Here is a 16,652-nt window from a genome sequence, read left to right on the forward strand (position 1 = left end):
ATTTTTAATAATTAATCGCATAATCTAATGAAGTTATTTAGACCAATGGTTCTTGCTTTGATGGCAGGACTCTTACTTTCTTCTTGTATTAAGGAGGAAGCATTAAATGCGGAAGCAGATATTACAGATGTTATGGTTGACGGTACAACACTGGTCCGTAAGCCTGTTATCACAAATAATGAAGTACTATTCTATGTCAATGGTTGGGAAGACTTAACTAACTTGGCTCCAATGTTTAAGCTCACTGAAGGTGCTAAGATTGAGCCTGAGAGTGGTACTAAGTTAAACTTTACACAGCCTCAGAGCTATACAGTAACCTCACAAGACGGTCAGTGGAAGAAGACTTATAAAGTGTCATTTGTAAGTAATGATGTTGCAACTGATTACCATTTTGAGACGCTTAAGGTTGATTCTACCAGTAAATATCATACTTTTGTTGACAAGACTGCTGATGGTAATCTTGCAGAGTGGGGTAGTGGTAACTCTGGTGTGTCATTCCTTATGGGTGATAGTAAGGCAACTGAATACCCAACAAGTCAAGCAGAAAATGGTTATGTGGGTAAGTGTCTGAAGCTGACAACTGTTAGTACGGGTTTCCTTGGTGCTATGTTCGGTGCCCCAATAGCAGCAGGTAATCTCTTTACAGGTGATTTCCAAATTGATATGGGTAACCCAGCAAAGTCAACTCACTTTGGTCGTCCATTCTACAAGATGCCTAAGGAGTTGATTGGCTACTATAAATATAAGGCTGGAGAGAAGTTCCAAGATAAGGATAAGAAGGATATTAAAGGGCGTAAGGATAGTTTAGCAATTTACGCAGTACTCTTTGAAACAGGCGACGGAGTGGAGTATCTTGATGGTACCAATTCATTAACCAGTGACCGTATTGTCCTCCTTGCACAGCTTAAGAATGCAAAGGAAACAGACGAATGGACACGTTTCTCTATCTCATTTGAGCCTGTAGCAGGTCGCACTGTAGACAGTGAGAAGTTGAAGATGGGTAAGTATAGTCTTGCTATCATCATGTCTTCAAGTAAGGATGGCGCCTTCTTCAATGGTGCTGTTGGCAGTACGCTCTATGTGGATGAACTGAAGTTATACTCTGAGTAGTAGTTGTTTGGAGTTGACAAGTAATGAGTTTAATGGTTTGAGAGTTAACACAAAGATATTAAAGATAAAATAAGACAAATGAGACAACATATTATTGCAGTTGCAATCATGGCAATGAACTGCGCAACGACAGCCTTTGCACAAACAGACCGTACTTCTTCACTAAGCAGTGCAGAACAAAATGGCTGGGAATATGAGGTAAAAGCTGGCGTAAACATTGGTGGTGCATCTCCTCTTCCTATGCCTGTAGAAATCAGAGAGATAAGTAGTTATAGTCCAAAGTTCAATGGAACGTTAGAGGGAACAGTCACTAAATGGCTCGGTAAGGAGCAGAAGTGGGGTGTTTCTACTGGTTTGAAGTTTGAAGAAAAGGGTATGATAACTGGTGCAAACGTGAAAAACTATAGCATGGAAATTCTCAATGATGGTAGTCGTGTGGCTGGTTATTGGACGGGTTATGTAAAGACAAACTATAATACAACCCTTTTTACTATTCCTGTTATGGCAAACTATCGTTTCAATGATCGCTGGAAGGTGCGTGCAGGGCTTTACTCTTCTATCAAGTTAGATGGTCAGTTTACGGGTAACGTAAGTGATGGTTATCTGCGTGAAGGTACTCCTGTGGGAGAGAAACTTACTTTTGCTGATGGCAATACAGCGTCATATGATTTCTCATCTAACCTCCGTCACTTTCAGTGGGGTGGTCAGTTAGGTGCAACATGGCGTGCTTTCAATCACTTCACAGTCAATGCTGACCTTACATGGGCATTCAATAACATCTTTGAAAGTGATTTCAAGACGATTAGCTTCGGACTTTATCCAATCTATCTTAACCTCGGATTCGGATATCGTTTTTAAGGTTCTTCCGTTAAATGTGTATATTTTTCGTATAGCTTTAACGGAAAAAACGAAGTTGCTCATTAAATAAAAACATAGCTAAGACAGCCATCTGCCTATTTTATTATCAGCTCTCGACACGGAAAGCTTTTTAATTTCAACACTTGAAAAAATATAGATAAGGCTTTGAAAGATTATTACATTTCTTTGCTTAAACCTTCTTCTAAATCGAGCACAAAGCCACTCAAAAAGCAACTTTGCAACCAACAGAGAATCAGATAGTTATAAAGTAGCAAAATAAAAGGTGCTTAATTGGGTTTCAAAAGGGCGTTAGTAACACTTCAAAAGGGCACCTATTGGAAGTCAATTAGGCGTCTTTAAGAAGCTAAAAGAGCATGTCTTGATTTTGAGTTGTACGAAAATAGTTTACAAAAACTATAAGAATGGGAATAAATGGTATTGTCTTAAGGAGAGTATAAGTCTTTATTCTAATCCAATCTATGCATTTAACAGAAGAACTATTCTTATTACTCTAAATGCAAAATAAGTAAAAAGGCTCAGTCGACAACATCTTTGTTTGTCTACTGAGCCTTTTCTTTTAGATGTATGTATATCGTTATCTTACGATACGTTCCAGTTCAACAGCCATTTCTTCTTGCAGTTCTTTTGCCTTTACAGCAGCAATTTCAGCAAAGTCGGTATCAGTGCTTGCGTAGATAATACCACGTGATGAGTTTACAAGTAGACCACAATCCTTTGTCATTCCATACTTACAAACCTCCTGCAAGCTACCACCTTGTGCACCAACACCTGGTACCAAGAGGAAATGTTCTGGTGCTATACGGCGGATATCCTCAAACATCTTTCCCTGTGTTGCACCTACAACGTACATGAGATTTTCGGTTGTTCCCCATTCCTGTGACTTCTTTAAGACCTTCTCAAAGAGACGTTCGCCCTGCTTATCCTCTGTCAGCTGGAAGTCATGGCTACCTTTGTTACTTGTCAATGCAAGTAGGATAACCCACTTTCCGTCATACTCAAGGAAAGGCTTTACGCTGTCTTCGCCCATGTATGGAGCAACAGTAACAGAATCAAGATTATACTCTTCGAAGAAAGTCTGGGCATACATCTTAGATGTGTTGCCGATATCACCACGCTTAGCATCAGCAATGATAAAGTGGTTTGGATGGTTCTCCTTTATATATTGAATAGTCTTTTCAAATGCTAACATACCCTTTAAGCCATAGCACTCATAAAAAGCGAGGTTGGGTTTATAGGCTACGCAATAAGGTGCTGTTGCATCAATGATTGCCTTGTTGAAAGCAAAGATAGGGTCATCCTCATTCTTCAAGTGCGCTGGTATCTTGTTGATATCAGTGTCAAGTCCCACACATAAGAATGTCTTCTTTGTGAAAATCTCGTTGATTAACTGTTGTCTGTTCATAAAGGTTATCTTTTTTAGAATTAATCAAAAGGGTATTTTTAATGACTAACTGTTGTATTTTCAAAGGCGTACGGTTCCTATGTCTGTAAGTAATGTTATATAACAGATACACGAACCATACGCCCCTAAATTTTGATATAGCTTTTCTTGTAGTTACTTTTTATAGCTACGAAGCTTTGTCTTCCTCTGCTACAGGCTTAGAGATAGAACTACGAACCTTCCATATACCTAATAGCAAGCCAACCATTGAAGCTACAAATGTTGCGATTAACATGGTGTTATCGGTTGAAACAGCAACTGAAATGGCAATGGCTGTACCTCCCACACATAGCAATGCACCGATAAGTGCTGATACGATAGCTACAATGAACTTCTTGTTGAGTGCAACTGGAGCAGTTGATGTTGCTGCTATTACGAACACAGTGTACTTAGCAAGCATAACAGTACTATTGCCGATTATGCTCACAATACCATCTTGAGCAAAGTTCGATAATATGAGTTTAACGATGAAACCATATCCAATTTGAATTACAAACATTGCAAGGAACGCTATTGGTAATACAAGTATCCATCTAAGTGCTGGGCTCAACGTTTTTACAAGTTGCAAGTCAAAGTTGTTGTCAATATCTAACTTGCTTTCTTTCTTAGCTTTAGTTTCGTTGCTCATATCTACTTAATATTAGTTGTTACAACTCTGTTTCCTTCAACTTCTCAGCATTCTCTGCAACGGTCAAAGCGTCAATCATGTCCTGAATTTCACCATTCATGAAGCCCTGTAAGTCGTGAGTTGTGAAGCCAATACGGTGGTCGGTAACACGTCCCTGTGGGTAGTTATATGTACGAATCTTGGCACTTCGGTCACCTGTTGAGACCAAAGTCTTACGGCGACTTGCGATGTCATCAACATACTTCTGATGCTCGTGGTCATAGATGTAAGTATAAAGACGGCTCAATGCGCGCTCCTTATTCTTTGGCTGATCACGTGTCTCGGTACACTCGATGAGGATTTCTTCAACCTCACCAGTGTTAGGATTCTTCCATGGATAGCGCAGACGTACACCAGATTCAACCTTATTTACGTTCTGACCACCAGCACCACTGGAACGGAAAGTATCCCACTTGATATCGCCTTCGTTGATATTTACTTCGAACTTATCAGCCTCTGGCAATACGGCTACTGTCGCAGCGGATGTGTGCATACGACCTTGTGTCTCAGTAGCAGGTACACGCTGTACGCGGTGAACACCTGACTCATACTTTAAGGTACCATAGACATTATCACCCTCAACGGCAAAGTCAATCTCTTTAAATCCACCTGCAGTACCCTCAGAAACGGAAGTGATAGAGAGCTTCCAGCCCTTCTTGTCGCAATAACGCTTGTACATATTAAAGAGATCACCAGCAAAGAGCGCAGCTTCATCACCACCAGCACCACCGCGAATCTCCATCTGAACGTTCTTTGCGTCCTCTGGATCCTTTGGTACAAGTAGCAACTTGATTTCCTCTTCGAGTGCTGGTTGAAGTGCTTCGTTCTCAGATAACTCCTCACGTGCCATCTCTTTCATCTCCGCATCACTCTCATTGGCAATGATATCCTTTGCCTCTTTGATAGTGGTCAGACAGTTGATATAACGGCGACGAGCATCCATAATGTCGCCAAGGTCCTTATATTCCTTTGTCAGTTTCACATAACGTGACTGATCTGCAATGACACTTGGGTCTGTTATAAGCGTTGATACTTCTTCATAACGAGCCTCAAGTCCGTCGAGTTTCTGTAATATACTGTTGTTATCTATCATAATCTTTTAGTTTAATTCATAACCTATCGTTCAACATCCACAATCAGAAACAATCTGATACATGAAAGTGCGTATTCTCACACTTGGAGAATAACAATATTCCTAATTGTAAATTGTGAATTTATAATTGTGAATTATTAGTATTCAAATGTGCCAAACTCACTCTTAATCGTTAAGCTACGCTTGCCTTCTTCGATGTGTCCGACAATCTGTGCATCGATGTTGAACTCCTTACTGATGGCAATAACCTGCTCAGCAACCTCTGGGCGAACATAGATTTCCATACGATGACCCATGTTGAATACCTGATACATCTCCTTCCAATCAGTACCACTACACTCCTTGATAGCACGGAAGAGTGGGGGAACTGGGAACATATTGTCTTTGATGACACGGCAATTCTCATTTACGAAGTGTAGTACCTTAGTCTGTGCACCACCTGTACAATGTACCATACCATGAACCTCTGGGCGCAGTTCGTCTAACAAACGCTTGATGACTGGAGCATATGTACGAGTAGGAGAGAGGACAAGTTCGCCTGCATTGATAGGACTTCCTTCAACGGCATCGCTTAACTTATACTTACCACTGTATACCAAATCCTCTGGTACTGCATGGTCATAACTCTCTGGATAGTTCTCAGCAAGATATTTAGCAAATACATCATGACGTGCAGATGTCAGACCATTGCTACCCATACCACCGTTATAGCGTGTCTCGTATGTAGCTTGACCAGTAGATGAAAGGCCTACTATCACATCGCCTGGACGGATGTTTGCATTGTCAATAACATCTTCACGGCGCATACGGCAGGTAACAGTAGAATCTACGATAATTGTACGAACAAGGTCGCCAACATCTGCTGTCTCACCGCCAGTAGGGTAAATGCCAATACCCATCTTGCGCATATCAGCCAAGAGTTCATCCGTACCATTGATGATAGCTGAGATAACCTCGCCCGGTACAAGCATCTTGTTGCGACCAATGGTTGAACTAACTAAGATATTGTCTACCGCACCCACACAGAGCAAGTCGTCTGTATTCATTACGATAGCATCCTGTGCAATGCCACGCCATACGCTTAAATCGCCTGTCTCCTTCCAATACATGTAAGCCAGTGCAGACTTTGTTCCAGCACCATCGGCATGCATAATGTTGCAATATTCTGGGTCTCCGCCAAGAATATCAGGGATAATCTTACAGAAAGCCTGTGGGTAAAGACCTTTGTCAATGTTCTTGATGGCATTATGCACATCTTCCTTTGCAGCACTTACGCCGCGCATCATGTATCTGTTGTTCATATCTTAAAAGGAGTTTTCTTGTGCAAAGGTAGCTAATATTTGTTGATTATCAGCTGAAGTAAAGCATAAATTTCTACTAAAAGAGGGCTTTTGTTGCTTGAAAAATGGGTTGCCGACTTTTATAGTTGTTTTGAAGTTCTATCATAGATAGATATTAACTTGTTGTCTGCTTTGATGTGTTAGTGATTTTTAGTTGGGAATGGGCAATATCTATTTTATAGTATTTTGCATGTTAAAGATAGTCTTCTTTTTGTCGAATCAAAGTCTTTTTTGTAAAAATAAATTCGTGTATGAAAAACCAATAGATGCTCTTTTGGCTTTGAAAAGACGCCCTTTTGGCTTGCTAAAGATGTCCTTTTGAGGTCTTACTAACGCCCTTTAAGAAGCCAATTAAGCATCTTTTGAAATGGTGGTTTGTAATGATTTGATTATTAGTCAGTTATAAAAGTAATGCTTAGGACAGTTTTAAACTGTCTTTTAAGATAAAATCAGTGAACGATTTGTAATAAAATTTCCTTTGCGTGTGTCTTTTTTAGCTTTCTTTGTTTGTGTTATTTTTGTCCGAACGTGGCTAACAAAGTAGGCAACGTTCGGACAAAAGTATTTGATATAGTTCTTAGACGAGTTGTACTGAAGTCTGTTTCTTATGCTTTCAGCCCTTGTTTTTATAGGCTACGCAATTTTTCTTCAGCGTGTTGTAGATCTTCTGGTGTATCAATACCGATAGTTTCAACATCCGTAAGACCTACCTTTATTTTATATCCGTTCTGTAACCAGCGTAGCTGTTCAAGACTTTCTGCTAATTCAAGTGGTGATTGTGGGAGACGACTTACTTCACGTAGCACTTTAGTACGGTAAGCATAAAGTCCGATGTGTTTGAGGAATGGAAAATGAGTGAGCCACTCTGCACTTTCTTTACCACGTACAAAAGGAATGACTGAGCGAGAGAAATAAAGTGCATAACCATCATTGTCGAGTACAATCTTAGGTGAATTAGGATTCTCTACTGCCTCCATAGACTCAAAAGGTTTGCCAAGTGTTGCTATCTGTGTGCGTGGATTGTCAAAACACTGCATGACAGTTTCAAGCTGACTTCTCTGTATGAAAGGTTCGTCACCCTGTATGTTGATAACGACATCAAAGTCTCCACCCACCTTGTCGAGGGCTTCGCAGATTCTGTCTGTGCCACTCTGATGGTCGGAACGAGTCATTATAGCCTTACCGCCAAACGCCTCTACGGCATCGTAGATACGTTGGTCGTCTGTGGCAACAAATACATCTTCCATCACACTACTTACCTGTCTGTAAACATGTTCTATTACGGCTTTTCCTCCAAGTATTGCTAAAGGTTTACCAGGAAAGCGTGAAGAACTATAGCGAGCGGGGATAATTCCAATAAATTTCATACGTGTTTCTATCCGTTTAAAGTTTAATATACTGCTGGTTTATGTACCAGTATGCGCAAAAGTAGTAAATCTTTATTAAAAAGGCGATGACTTCCCGACATATTTCCTTTAAAATTATTAAATTTGTTGGCATGATGAAGGTTACATTGATTGGTGCTGGTAATCTTGCCACACAGTTGGGTAAGTCGTTGAAAAAGGCTGGTGTCATTATCAGTCAAGTATATAGTCGTACTGAAGATTCTGCCCGAACATTAGGTGAATTGCTTGAGGCAGAGTGGCTAACAGATATAAAAGCACTTCGCGATGAGGCTGATGTTTACATTTTTTCGGTGAAAGATAGTGTTCTCTGTGAGTTGATTTCAGAGGTCTGTAAGGGTAGGGGAAACAAGCTTTTTCTCCATACAGCAGGCTCTATGCCAATGAGTTGTTTTGAGGGAAAAGCACTGCGTTATGGCGTATTTTATCCTATGCAGACGTTCTCTAAGACTAAGGATGTGGATTTTGAGCGTATCCCAGTGTTTATTGAGGGCAATTCTATTGAGACGGAGGATGTTATTAGGAGTCTTGCTAATAAACTTACTCAGCGTGTGATAAGGTTGTCTTCCGCAGATAGGAAGTATCTACATTTAGCTGCTGTTTGGGCTTGTAACTTTACAAATTATTGCTACACGGTGTCTTCAGACATTCTCGGTGAGCATGGTATTCCGTTCGATGTGATGTTACCATTGATAAATGAAACAACAGAAAAGATACAGAAAATCAGTCCAAAGGAGGCACAGACGGGACCTGCAGTGCGTGGAGATAGGAATGTAATGAGTAAGCAGTTGGAGTTGATGAATGGCAAAGAGGATTTGCAGGAGCTTTATAAGATGCTTTCAAAGGGGATTAATCCGCTGGTGGATAATCTCACTTTAGACAAAAGATAGATTAATAATAAACTCTAATATATAGATGTAACTTATTATAATATAGTTATTTACAATCTAAATTGATTATACTTACTTATATGATAAACTACGATTTACAAAAAATAAAGGCTGTTGTCTTTGATGTTGATGGCGTATTGTCTGCTTCTACCATTCAGATGGATGAAAAGGGTGACCCACTACGTACGGTTAATATTAAGGATGGTTATGCTATTCAGTTGGCTGTAAAGCATGGGCTACAGCTTGCGATTATGACTGGTGGACATAACGAGAATGTTCGTTCACGCTATGAATATCTTGGCGTTAAGGATGTTTATATTAACTGTTCGATGAAGATACGCACTTGGGAAGAGTTCCTTAAGAAGTATGATTTGAAAGAAGAAGAAATCATATATGTAGGTGATGACATTCCTGATTACGAAGTGATGAAGCGTACTGGTTGTCCTTGCTGTCCAAAGGATGCTTGTGCAGAAATCAAAGAGATATCAACCTATATTAGTGATTGTAAGGGTGGATATGGTGTTGCACGTGATATTCTTGAGCAGGTGATGAAGGCTCAAGGGAAATGGGTATTGAATGAAAAGGCTTTTGGCTGGTAAACTGTAATATAATGAAACGTATAATACTTGCGAGTAATTCGCCGCGTCGTCGTGAACTTTTAGGTGGTTTGGACTTGGATTTTGAGGTAAAAGTACTGCCTGATATTGATGAGTCTTATCCTGATAATCTACCAGCCGCTGAAGTAGCTGGCTATATTTCTCGTGAGAAGGCAGCCCCCTATCGTACATTGATAGGGGAGGGCGACCTTGTTATTACGGCTGATACGGTGGTAATTGTTGGAGATGAAGTTCTTGGAAAGCCTAAGGATGCAGAGGATGCACGTCGTATGCTTCAGCTTATCAGTGGTAGAACGCATCAGGTTATTACGGGTGTTTGTTTGTTGACAACTGATAAGGAACATGCTTTCTCAGTGACTACTGATGTGACATTTAAGCAGCTTTCGGAGGATGAAATCACCTATTACATAGAGCATTATAAGCCTTTCGATAAAGCAGGAGCTTATGGTATTCAAGAATGGATTGGCTATGTTGGAGTTACATCTATTAACGGTAGCTATTTTAATGTTATGGGATTGCCAGTGCAAAGACTGTGGGAAGAAATAAAGAAGTTTTAATATGAAGACGATACTCATCCTTGTTGGGAAAACGCAGAGTAAGATATTTAAGGTTGGTATAGATGATTATGTCAGTCGTATTGAGCATTATATGCCATTTAGTATTACTACAATCCCAGAATTAAAAAATACGAAAAGCCTTTCTGAAGATCAACAAAAACAAAAGGAAGGTGAATTGATTTTGAAAGAAATTCAGCCTTCTGATACGGTCGTATTGTTAGACGAACATGGTGCTGAATTTCGTTCTATTGAATATGCGAATTGGTTGAAACAAAAACAAAATACGGCTCGTCGACTTGTTTTTATTATTGGTGGACCGTATGGTTTCTCCCCAGATATTTATGCACGTGCCAATGAAAAGATCTCGTTGTCACGTATGACTTTCTCACATCAGATGGTCAGACTTATCTTTACAGAACAACTTTATCGTGCTTGCACAATTATAAAAGGTGAACCATATCACCATGAATAAATTCAATTTAGCTATCTTTACGCAACGTTTTTATGCCCAACACATATGGTGTTAATGGCAAGCACCATATGTGCTGAGCATGAACACAAAACGTGTTTATTGTTTTTAAGATAATGGTAGTTATGATAAATAGATGTTATAAAGCCCTATTTATCATTCTTTTTATGATCGATTGGAATAAAAAAGGATTGCTATATATAAAGCCTCTATGACTTCATATATAGCAAGTAAGAATAAGCAAAAAGATTATTCGCCTAAAATCTCAGATGGTTTATTAACGAATATAGTGCCACCATGCTGTATTAAAAAATCTTTATCACGAAATCCCCAAAGCACACTGATGCATGGTAATCCGCAGTTTTTGGCTGTCATTATATCTACATCACTGTCACCAATATATACAGCACCTTCCTTTGACGCTCCTAATTGCCGAAGAGCCTCCAATACTGTGTCTGGTGCAGGCTTCTTTCTGATTGTCTCGCGCTCTCCTATTGCCACCTTTATTGTGTCTGGAAAGAAATGCTTTGCGAGGTCTTGTGTTGCTGCATAGAACTTATTGCTTACAATCGCAAGTTTCTTACCACGACGTTTTAATTCGCGTAATAACTCTGGAATACCATCGTAAGGACTGGTTGTATCAAGATTATGCTCCATATAATGTTCACGAAACTTGGCGTAAGTCTCCTCAAACTTAGGGTTATTAATACCATTAGGAATGGCACGTTCCATGAGTAGTTTTACTCCATTTCCCACAAACATACGTATTTCTTCTATTGTACGTTCAGGCATTCCAGCCCAACGAAGTGCATAGTTTGTACTTGCAGCCAAGTCGTTTAATGTATTTAGCAACGTACCATCTAAATCAAAGATATATGTATCAAATTCTTTCATTATCCTTTTGTTTACCTCAGACAAAAGTACACAATTATGCAGACAATAACTTATCTTTTCTCTTAAATTTCAAAAAAGATATCATCAAAGTTGCATGTCATTGCTCGTTTTGTACTTTAAAATTGTACCTTTGCACTTCATAATTATAAAGTAAAGACGATGGCAAATTCTAAAGGAAAGAACAAAAGGACAACGTCCCGTTGGATTATTGTTGCAATTTTTGCGATATTAGCAGGTGTAGCATACTTTCTTTTCTTCTCGGGAATGTCCCGTACAGGGAAAGAAAAATATGTTCTTATTGATGAGAACGACAATATAGACTCAGTATATGCTAAGCTTCAGCCAATCTCAACTCCTCAAGGTTTTTGGGTATTCAAGCAGCTTGCTGGAATTATGGGATATTCAAATCATATCCGTCCTGGTAGATTTACTGTTGGTTCTTCTGGTTCTCTTCAGACTTCACGTCATATTATTAATGGTCTTCAAGCCCCTGTGAAGATTACGATTAGGTCAGTAAGAACGATTGAAGATCTTGCCACTGATGTGAGCGAAAAGCTGATGTTCTCACGTTCAGAACTCCTTTCTCGTCTTAAGTCAAAAGAAACTTGTAAGAAGTATGGTTTTACTCCAGAAACCATCCCTGCAATGTTTATTCCTAATACATACGATTTCTATTGGAATACTTCAGTCGATAAGTTTCTCGATAAGATGAGTGAAGAGAACAAGAAGTTCTGGAACTTTGAACGTAAAGAGAAGGCGAAACAGGCTGGCTTTACTGAAAGTGAGATTGTTACGCTCGCAAGTATTGTTGACGAAGAAACCGATAATGAGGCAGAAATGCCAAAGATTGCCGGTATGTATATCAATCGTTTACACATGAATATGCCTTTGCAGGCTGATCCAACAATAAAGTTTGCTACAAAGAACTTTACTGCTCATCGTATCTATCAGAAGTGGCTTACGATTGATAATCCTTATAATACCTATAAATATCGCGGTCTTCCTCCTGGTCCAATACGTATTCCATCTGTGGCAGCTATTGATGCTGTATTGAATTATGTTCATCATGATTATATCTACATGTGTGCTAAGGAGGATTTTAGTGGTACACATAACTTTGCCAAGACATACGAAGAACATCAAGTGAATGCTGCTAAGTATGCTAAAGCATTGAATGAACATGGAATAAATTAAGGAGGAAATATAGTTTATTTGACTATCTTCTCTTGAAGTTTTAATACTTATCTTATTATGTGCGATGCTTCCACACATATTGTGTTGAGGTCTCGCACATATCGTGTTGATGCCCCGCACATGTTGTGCGGATGGTAATAACCAACGAAAGCTGGGGCTATCAGTCTTACTAAAATTAGGCTTTCTCTATTATAATTTACCTATTGCTTGCCATAAGTTGTCTTTTGGGAGTGGTGATTCTATACAGATCTTCTCCTTTGAAACAGGGTGAATGAATTCAACGCGATGGCTCAACAAACAAATACTGCCATCTGGATTAGAACGTGGAGCACCATATTTCAAATCGCCTTTTATAGGGCAGTCCATGTTAGACAACTGACAACGAATTTGATGATGACGACCTGTCATCAGATTAATCTCTAATAGTGTGTAACGTTCTGACTGATTGATTACCTTATAATGTAAGATAGATTTCTTAGAAGTTGGTACTTGGTGATTATAAGCATAACTCTTATTCTGGCGTTCGTTACGTACAAGCCAGTCTGTTAGTGTAGCCTCTGTCTCAAATGGTGGACGCGTAACAATAGCCCAATAAGTCTTATGCACCTCACCATTGCGGAACATATCGTTTAGTCTTGTAAGTGCTTTTGATGTCTTTGCAAAGACAACCAATCCTGCTACAGGACGGTCCAGTCTATGTACAACACCCAAAAAGACATTCCCTGGTTTCTGGTATTTCTCCTTTATCCATTGTTTGACAATCTCTGACAAAGGTTCATCACCAGTTTTATCGCCTTGTACAATCTCGCCTGCCTCTTTGTAGACGATGATGATATGATTATCTTCGTAAAGTACTTCCATAGTAAGAAACGCCTTATAGAGAGATATAATAAAAGATTATCAGTAGTAACAATTATAGAGAAATAGCTTATATAAAATCTTCCTTCTTCGCTGTATGTATTAGAAGAAAGGGCTAACCACTTGTCAAATAAGTAAAGAATTTATAGAAGCAAACTAAATTCTCCCTCCCTACCCTTTCAGCATCGCTGACAGGAGGGAGGGAAGAAACTTTACATATTCATACCGCCATCAACCTGGATAACCTGACCTGTAACATAGCTTGACAGTTCAGAACCAAGGTAAACAGCTGTGTTTGCTACATCCTCTACAGTACCACCACGGCGGAGAGGAATCTTTGAAGTCCATTCCTTACGGATATCGTCATCCAAAGCCTGTGTCATAGCTGTATCAATGAAGCCTGGAGCAATAGCATTGGCACGGATTCCCTTAGGACCCATCTCCTGTGCTACACTCTTAGCCAAAGCAATCATACCTGCCTTTGAAGCTGAATAGTTAGCCTGACCAGCATTACCATGAACACCAACAACACTTGCCATGTTGATAATGCTACCACCACGCTGACGCATCATTACTGGAACACAAGCGTGAATGAAGTTGAAGGCACTCTTAAGGTTTACTGCAATAACTGCATCCCACTGCTGCTCAGTCATACGAAGCATAAGACCATCTTTCGTAATGCCAGCATTATTGATGAGGATATCAATAGAACCGAATTCCTCCTTAACCTGCTTTACAACCTCTTCTGACTGTGCGAAGTCTGCTGCATTACTTGCATAACCCTTAGCTTTTACGCCAAAAGCAGCAATCTCTGCCTCTGTAGCCTTGCCATTCTCGTCGATAACGAGGTCGGTGAATGCAACGTTTGCACCCTCCTCTGCAAACTTCAATGCGATAGCCTTACCAATACCACGTGCAGCACCTGTAATCAGGGCTGTCTTACCTTCCAATAATTTCATGTTGTTTTGATTTATATTGTTAGTTTATAAGTTTATAATTAAGTAAACTGACTGAAATCACATGATAGAATGATGGTTTATTTCAGTCCACTTTTTCCTAATGCACCATACACAACCTTAGCCACAAGTGGACGTGAAGATTCCTCTGTTAGTCCATGACCTAATCGACCATAGATGAATGGTACTTCAAGTCCTTTGATACAATAGTGTGTGATGTCTGCTACAAGTTCAACGTTTTCAATATCAAAATCTCCGTCTTCCTTGGCATCAGAATAAACCTTACGGAAGAGTTCGATTTCGTCCTCATCAAAATTCTTTCGCGCCTTCTCTACCATCCATATATTCCTAAAGAACTCTGCACGTAAATTACCATTACGCATAACAGTCTCTTTAATCATACTAAGATGAGTATAAATCAGTTCGATGATTTTATCCTGAGGGCTGATGTTTTTAGCAGCTACTTCGTCCAACTTGTCTGATAAACGCTCCAGCTCAGACTCAATAACAGCATAATACACATCGTCCTTGCTTTTAAAGTAAGTGTAGAGTGTGCGTCTACCTTTACCTGAAGCCTTGGCGATGTCGTTCATTGTTGTGTTGGCAATACCATTTTTTGCAAAAAGTTGGCGTGCTACATCAACAAGCTTTTGTCTGGTCTTTGATATTGACATACCCTTGTAATTATCTATTTAGTTACTTGCACATCGCAAATCTTATGTGCAAAATTATAGATTATATCCCATATTCGCAAATTTATACGGATAAAAGTTGTTCTTTTTTAATCTTTTTGTCCTTAATGTTGTTCTGTTTTACCTTAAGATAGTTCTTGGCAAGTATAATTAGCCTCAATCGAATAGTAGATAACAGCTCTGTTCTTCTTATTGATTATTATATAAGTTATTGCTCTCCTATCCATATTTTGTAATGTGATTAACCCTCAACACCAATCGTGTTGGGCATGAGCACCACTTGTGCTGGGTAACAACACGTTGCTTGAAAATGAAAAGAGAGATACTTTATAGTAGTTATATATAAGATAGAAAACTATAAACACTAATGATAGAGTAAATGTTTAGCGTACAGCACTGAGTAATAGTAGAACTGATTTAAGGGCATAAAAATTATCCCTCGATTCACATCGAGGGATAACAACAACACAAACACAAAATAAAGCAGGATACACCTGCAATATTGTTTTTGCTTACTAATCTTGACTATTATTAATCGTAAAAAATGATTTCTACATAACTCCGTCTTCTCTAAGTTTCTCCTGCCATTTCCAAGCAGTTGCGAGAACGTCAGCCAATGGCGTATCAGCTTTCCAACCCAATACTGTGTTGGCTTTGGTGCAATCGCCCCAGATCTTTTCGATATCGCCTTCACGACGTGGACCATACTTCCAGTTTACTTTAACACCAGTAGCTTTTTCAAAGGTTTCAACAATCTCCTTTGTAGAGTTACCACTACCTGTGCCAATGTTGAAGTACTCAATCTTCTCTGTATCCTGGTCAAGTACGCGTGCCATTGCTGCTACGTGTGCCTTTGCTAAGTCAACAACATAGATGTAGTCACGGATACATGTACCATCAGGTGTGTTATAATCATTACCAAAGATGGTCAACTCCTTTCTGATACCCATAGCGGTTTGTGTAACAAAAGGAATCAAGTTATTTGGTACACCATTAGGTAACTCACCAATCAATGCTGATGGGTGTGCACCAATAGGATTAAAATATCTCAATACGATGCTCTTAATATCGGCACCGCTATTAATATAATCTAAGATGATTTGCTCGTTGATTTCCTTGGTATTACCGTATGGAGAGGTAGCTTTCTGATGTGGAGCATCCTCTGTAACAGGTAGGTTTTCAGGCTTTGGCTGGCCATATACGGTACAAGAACTTGAGAAGATGATTCCCTTTACATTGTACTTTGGCATAAGCTCCAATAGATTCAACAATGAAACAATATTGTTTCTGTAATACATCAAAGGAAGCTGTACACTCTCGCCTACTGCCTTAGAAGCTGCGAAATGAATAATACCTTCAATCTTAGGATATTTACGGAAGACATTTTCTGTAGCTTCACGATCACGAAGGTCAATCTGCTCAAAAGCTGGTCTAACGCCCGTTATTTTCTCAATACCATCTAAAACCTCAATTTTAGAGTTAGATAAATCGTCAACAATAACGACTTCATAACCAGCTTCTATCAGCTCTACACTTGTGTGTGAACCAATAAATCCAGTTCCTCCAGTAACAAGAATTGTTTGTTTCATTTT

At 39.4% G+C, this 16,652-nt stretch carries 17 protein-coding genes; 7 read left to right on the plus strand and 10 right to left on the minus strand.

Features of this window, described 5'->3' with window-relative positions; translation table 11 throughout:
- Positions 1-27 precede the first annotated feature (27 nt).
- Positions 28-1,110, plus strand: coding sequence for a PCMD domain-containing protein (locus tag HMPREF0659_RS08700; protein ID WP_044046054.1), 1,083 nt, complete (start codon positions 28-30; stop codon positions 1,108-1,110).
- Between the two features lie 78 nt (positions 1,111-1,188).
- Positions 1,189-1,968, plus strand: a complete 780-nt coding sequence (locus tag HMPREF0659_RS08705; RefSeq protein ID WP_013265746.1) for a porin family protein — start codon at positions 1,189-1,191, stop codon at positions 1,966-1,968.
- Between the two features lie 595 nt (positions 1,969-2,563).
- Here HMPREF0659_RS08705 and pyrF read toward each other — a convergent pair.
- The 5 genes from pyrF to kdsB form a co-directional block, all read right to left on the minus strand.
- Positions 2,564-3,391: an orotidine-5'-phosphate decarboxylase gene (gene pyrF, locus HMPREF0659_RS08710; protein ID WP_013265209.1), complete on the minus strand. Its 828-nt coding sequence runs from the start codon at positions 3,389-3,391 to the stop codon at positions 2,564-2,566.
- Positions 3,392-3,557: 166 nt separating this feature from the next.
- Positions 3,558-4,058, minus strand: coding sequence for a hypothetical protein (locus tag HMPREF0659_RS08715; RefSeq protein ID WP_013265476.1), 501 nt, complete (start codon positions 4,056-4,058; stop codon positions 3,558-3,560).
- A gap of 19 nt (positions 4,059-4,077) precedes the next feature.
- Entirely contained in the window at positions 4,078-5,190 is a 1,113-nt protein-coding gene (gene prfA / locus HMPREF0659_RS08720; protein ID WP_013265550.1) for a peptide chain release factor 1, read from the minus strand.
- 137 nt (positions 5,191-5,327) lie between these two features.
- Positions 5,328-6,491, minus strand: coding sequence for an AIR synthase-related protein (locus HMPREF0659_RS08725; RefSeq protein ID WP_013265072.1), 1,164 nt, complete (start codon positions 6,489-6,491; stop codon positions 5,328-5,330).
- Positions 6,492-7,156: 665 nt separating this feature from the next.
- Positions 7,157-7,897: a 3-deoxy-manno-octulosonate cytidylyltransferase gene (kdsB, locus tag HMPREF0659_RS08730; protein WP_013265234.1), complete on the minus strand. Its 741-nt coding sequence runs from the start codon at positions 7,895-7,897 to the stop codon at positions 7,157-7,159.
- A gap of 131 nt (positions 7,898-8,028) precedes the next feature.
- Between kdsB and HMPREF0659_RS08735 the strand changes: the two genes are divergently transcribed.
- The 4 genes from HMPREF0659_RS08735 to rlmH all read left to right on the plus strand — a co-directional run bounded on the left by HMPREF0659_RS08735 (position 8,029) and on the right by rlmH (position 10,469).
- Positions 8,029-8,823 carry a Rossmann-like and DUF2520 domain-containing protein gene (locus HMPREF0659_RS08735; RefSeq protein WP_013265608.1) on the plus strand — a complete coding sequence of 265 codons (795 nt, stop codon included), beginning with the start codon at positions 8,029-8,031 and terminating at the stop codon, positions 8,821-8,823.
- Between the two features lie 80 nt (positions 8,824-8,903).
- Complete coding sequence (locus HMPREF0659_RS08740) at positions 8,904-9,422, plus strand: KdsC family phosphatase (RefSeq protein WP_013265769.1); 519 nt, start codon at positions 8,904-8,906, stop codon at positions 9,420-9,422.
- Positions 9,423-9,433: 11 nt separating this feature from the next.
- Complete coding sequence (locus tag HMPREF0659_RS08745; RefSeq protein ID WP_013265119.1) at positions 9,434-9,997, plus strand: Maf-like protein; 564 nt, start codon at positions 9,434-9,436, stop codon at positions 9,995-9,997.
- A gap of 1 nt (position 9,998) precedes the next feature.
- Entirely contained in the window at positions 9,999-10,469 is a 471-nt protein-coding gene (rlmH, locus tag HMPREF0659_RS08750) for a 23S rRNA (pseudouridine(1915)-N(3))-methyltransferase RlmH (RefSeq protein WP_013265152.1), read from the plus strand.
- A 246-nt stretch (positions 10,470-10,715) separates the two neighbouring features.
- On the opposite strand, the gene HMPREF0659_RS08755 is transcribed toward rlmH, so the two are convergent.
- Complete coding sequence (locus tag HMPREF0659_RS08755) at positions 10,716-11,360, minus strand: HAD family hydrolase (protein ID WP_013265367.1); 645 nt, start codon at positions 11,358-11,360, stop codon at positions 10,716-10,718.
- 159 nt (positions 11,361-11,519) lie between these two features.
- Here HMPREF0659_RS08755 and mltG point away from each other — a divergent pair, with 159 nt between their 5' ends.
- A complete protein-coding gene (mltG, locus tag HMPREF0659_RS08760; protein WP_013265303.1) occupies positions 11,520-12,554 on the plus strand; it encodes an endolytic transglycosylase MltG in 1,035 nt (344 codons plus the stop codon).
- Positions 12,555-12,743: 189 nt separating this feature from the next.
- Here mltG and HMPREF0659_RS08765 read toward each other — a convergent pair whose 3' ends face one another.
- The 4 genes from HMPREF0659_RS08765 to galE form a co-directional block, all read right to left on the minus strand.
- Entirely contained in the window at positions 12,744-13,415 is a 672-nt protein-coding gene (locus tag HMPREF0659_RS08765) for an RluA family pseudouridine synthase (RefSeq protein WP_004359822.1), read from the minus strand.
- Positions 13,416-13,624: 209 nt separating this feature from the next.
- Complete coding sequence (gene fabG, locus HMPREF0659_RS08770; protein ID WP_013265181.1) at positions 13,625-14,371, minus strand: 3-oxoacyl-[acyl-carrier-protein] reductase; 747 nt, start codon at positions 14,369-14,371, stop codon at positions 13,625-13,627.
- 77 nt (positions 14,372-14,448) lie between these two features.
- The gene (locus HMPREF0659_RS08775) at positions 14,449-15,042 is read right to left on the minus strand and encodes a TetR/AcrR family transcriptional regulator (protein WP_004359820.1); all 594 of its coding nucleotides are present in this window, start codon (positions 15,040-15,042) and stop codon (positions 14,449-14,451) included.
- Positions 15,043-15,611: 569 nt separating this feature from the next.
- A complete protein-coding gene (galE, locus tag HMPREF0659_RS08780) occupies positions 15,612-16,649 on the minus strand; it encodes a UDP-glucose 4-epimerase GalE (protein WP_013265583.1) in 1,038 nt (345 codons plus the stop codon).
- Positions 16,650-16,652: the final 3 nt, after the last annotated feature.

Source organism: Prevotella melaninogenica ATCC 25845 (assembly GCF_000144405.1).
Classification (GTDB): domain Bacteria; phylum Bacteroidota; class Bacteroidia; order Bacteroidales; family Bacteroidaceae; genus Prevotella; species Prevotella melaninogenica.

What these genes read in the sequence shown, in the direction of transcription:
- HMPREF0659_RS08700 (WP_044046054.1), top strand. Translation starts at nt 28, where the DNA reads ATGAAGTTATTTAGACCAATGGTTCTTGCTTTGATGGCAGGACTCTTA.
- HMPREF0659_RS08705 (WP_013265746.1), top strand. Translation starts at nt 1,189, where the DNA reads ATGAGACAACATATTATTGCAGTTGCAATCATGGCAATGAACTGCGCA.
- pyrF (WP_013265209.1), bottom strand. Translation starts at nt 3,391, where the DNA reads ATGAACAGACAACAGTTAATCAACGAGATTTTCACAAAGAAGACATTC.
- HMPREF0659_RS08715 (WP_013265476.1), bottom strand. Translation starts at nt 4,058, where the DNA reads ATGAGCAACGAAACTAAAGCTAAGAAAGAAAGCAAGTTAGATATTGAC.
- prfA (WP_013265550.1), bottom strand. Translation starts at nt 5,190, where the DNA reads ATGATAGATAACAACAGTATATTACAGAAACTCGACGGACTTGAGGCT.
- HMPREF0659_RS08725 (WP_013265072.1), bottom strand. Translation starts at nt 6,491, where the DNA reads ATGAACAACAGATACATGATGCGCGGCGTAAGTGCTGCAAAGGAAGAT.
- kdsB (WP_013265234.1), bottom strand. Translation starts at nt 7,897, where the DNA reads ATGAAATTTATTGGAATTATCCCCGCTCGCTATAGTTCTTCACGCTTT.
- HMPREF0659_RS08735 (WP_013265608.1), top strand. Translation starts at nt 8,029, where the DNA reads ATGATGAAGGTTACATTGATTGGTGCTGGTAATCTTGCCACACAGTTG.
- HMPREF0659_RS08740 (WP_013265769.1), top strand. Translation starts at nt 8,904, where the DNA reads ATGATAAACTACGATTTACAAAAAATAAAGGCTGTTGTCTTTGATGTT.
- HMPREF0659_RS08745 (WP_013265119.1), top strand. Translation starts at nt 9,434, where the DNA reads ATGAAACGTATAATACTTGCGAGTAATTCGCCGCGTCGTCGTGAACTT.
- rlmH (WP_013265152.1), top strand. Translation starts at nt 9,999, where the DNA reads ATGAAGACGATACTCATCCTTGTTGGGAAAACGCAGAGTAAGATATTT.
- HMPREF0659_RS08755 (WP_013265367.1), bottom strand. Translation starts at nt 11,360, where the DNA reads ATGAAAGAATTTGATACATATATCTTTGATTTAGATGGTACGTTGCTA.
- mltG (WP_013265303.1), top strand. Translation starts at nt 11,520, where the DNA reads ATGGCAAATTCTAAAGGAAAGAACAAAAGGACAACGTCCCGTTGGATT.
- HMPREF0659_RS08765 (WP_004359822.1), bottom strand. Translation starts at nt 13,415, where the DNA reads ATGGAAGTACTTTACGAAGATAATCATATCATCATCGTCTACAAAGAG.
- fabG (WP_013265181.1), bottom strand. Translation starts at nt 14,371, where the DNA reads ATGAAATTATTGGAAGGTAAGACAGCCCTGATTACAGGTGCTGCACGT.
- HMPREF0659_RS08775 (WP_004359820.1), bottom strand. Translation starts at nt 15,042, where the DNA reads ATGTCAATATCAAAGACCAGACAAAAGCTTGTTGATGTAGCACGCCAA.
- galE (WP_013265583.1), bottom strand. Translation starts at nt 16,649, where the DNA reads ATGAAACAAACAATTCTTGTTACTGGAGGAACTGGATTTATTGGTTCA.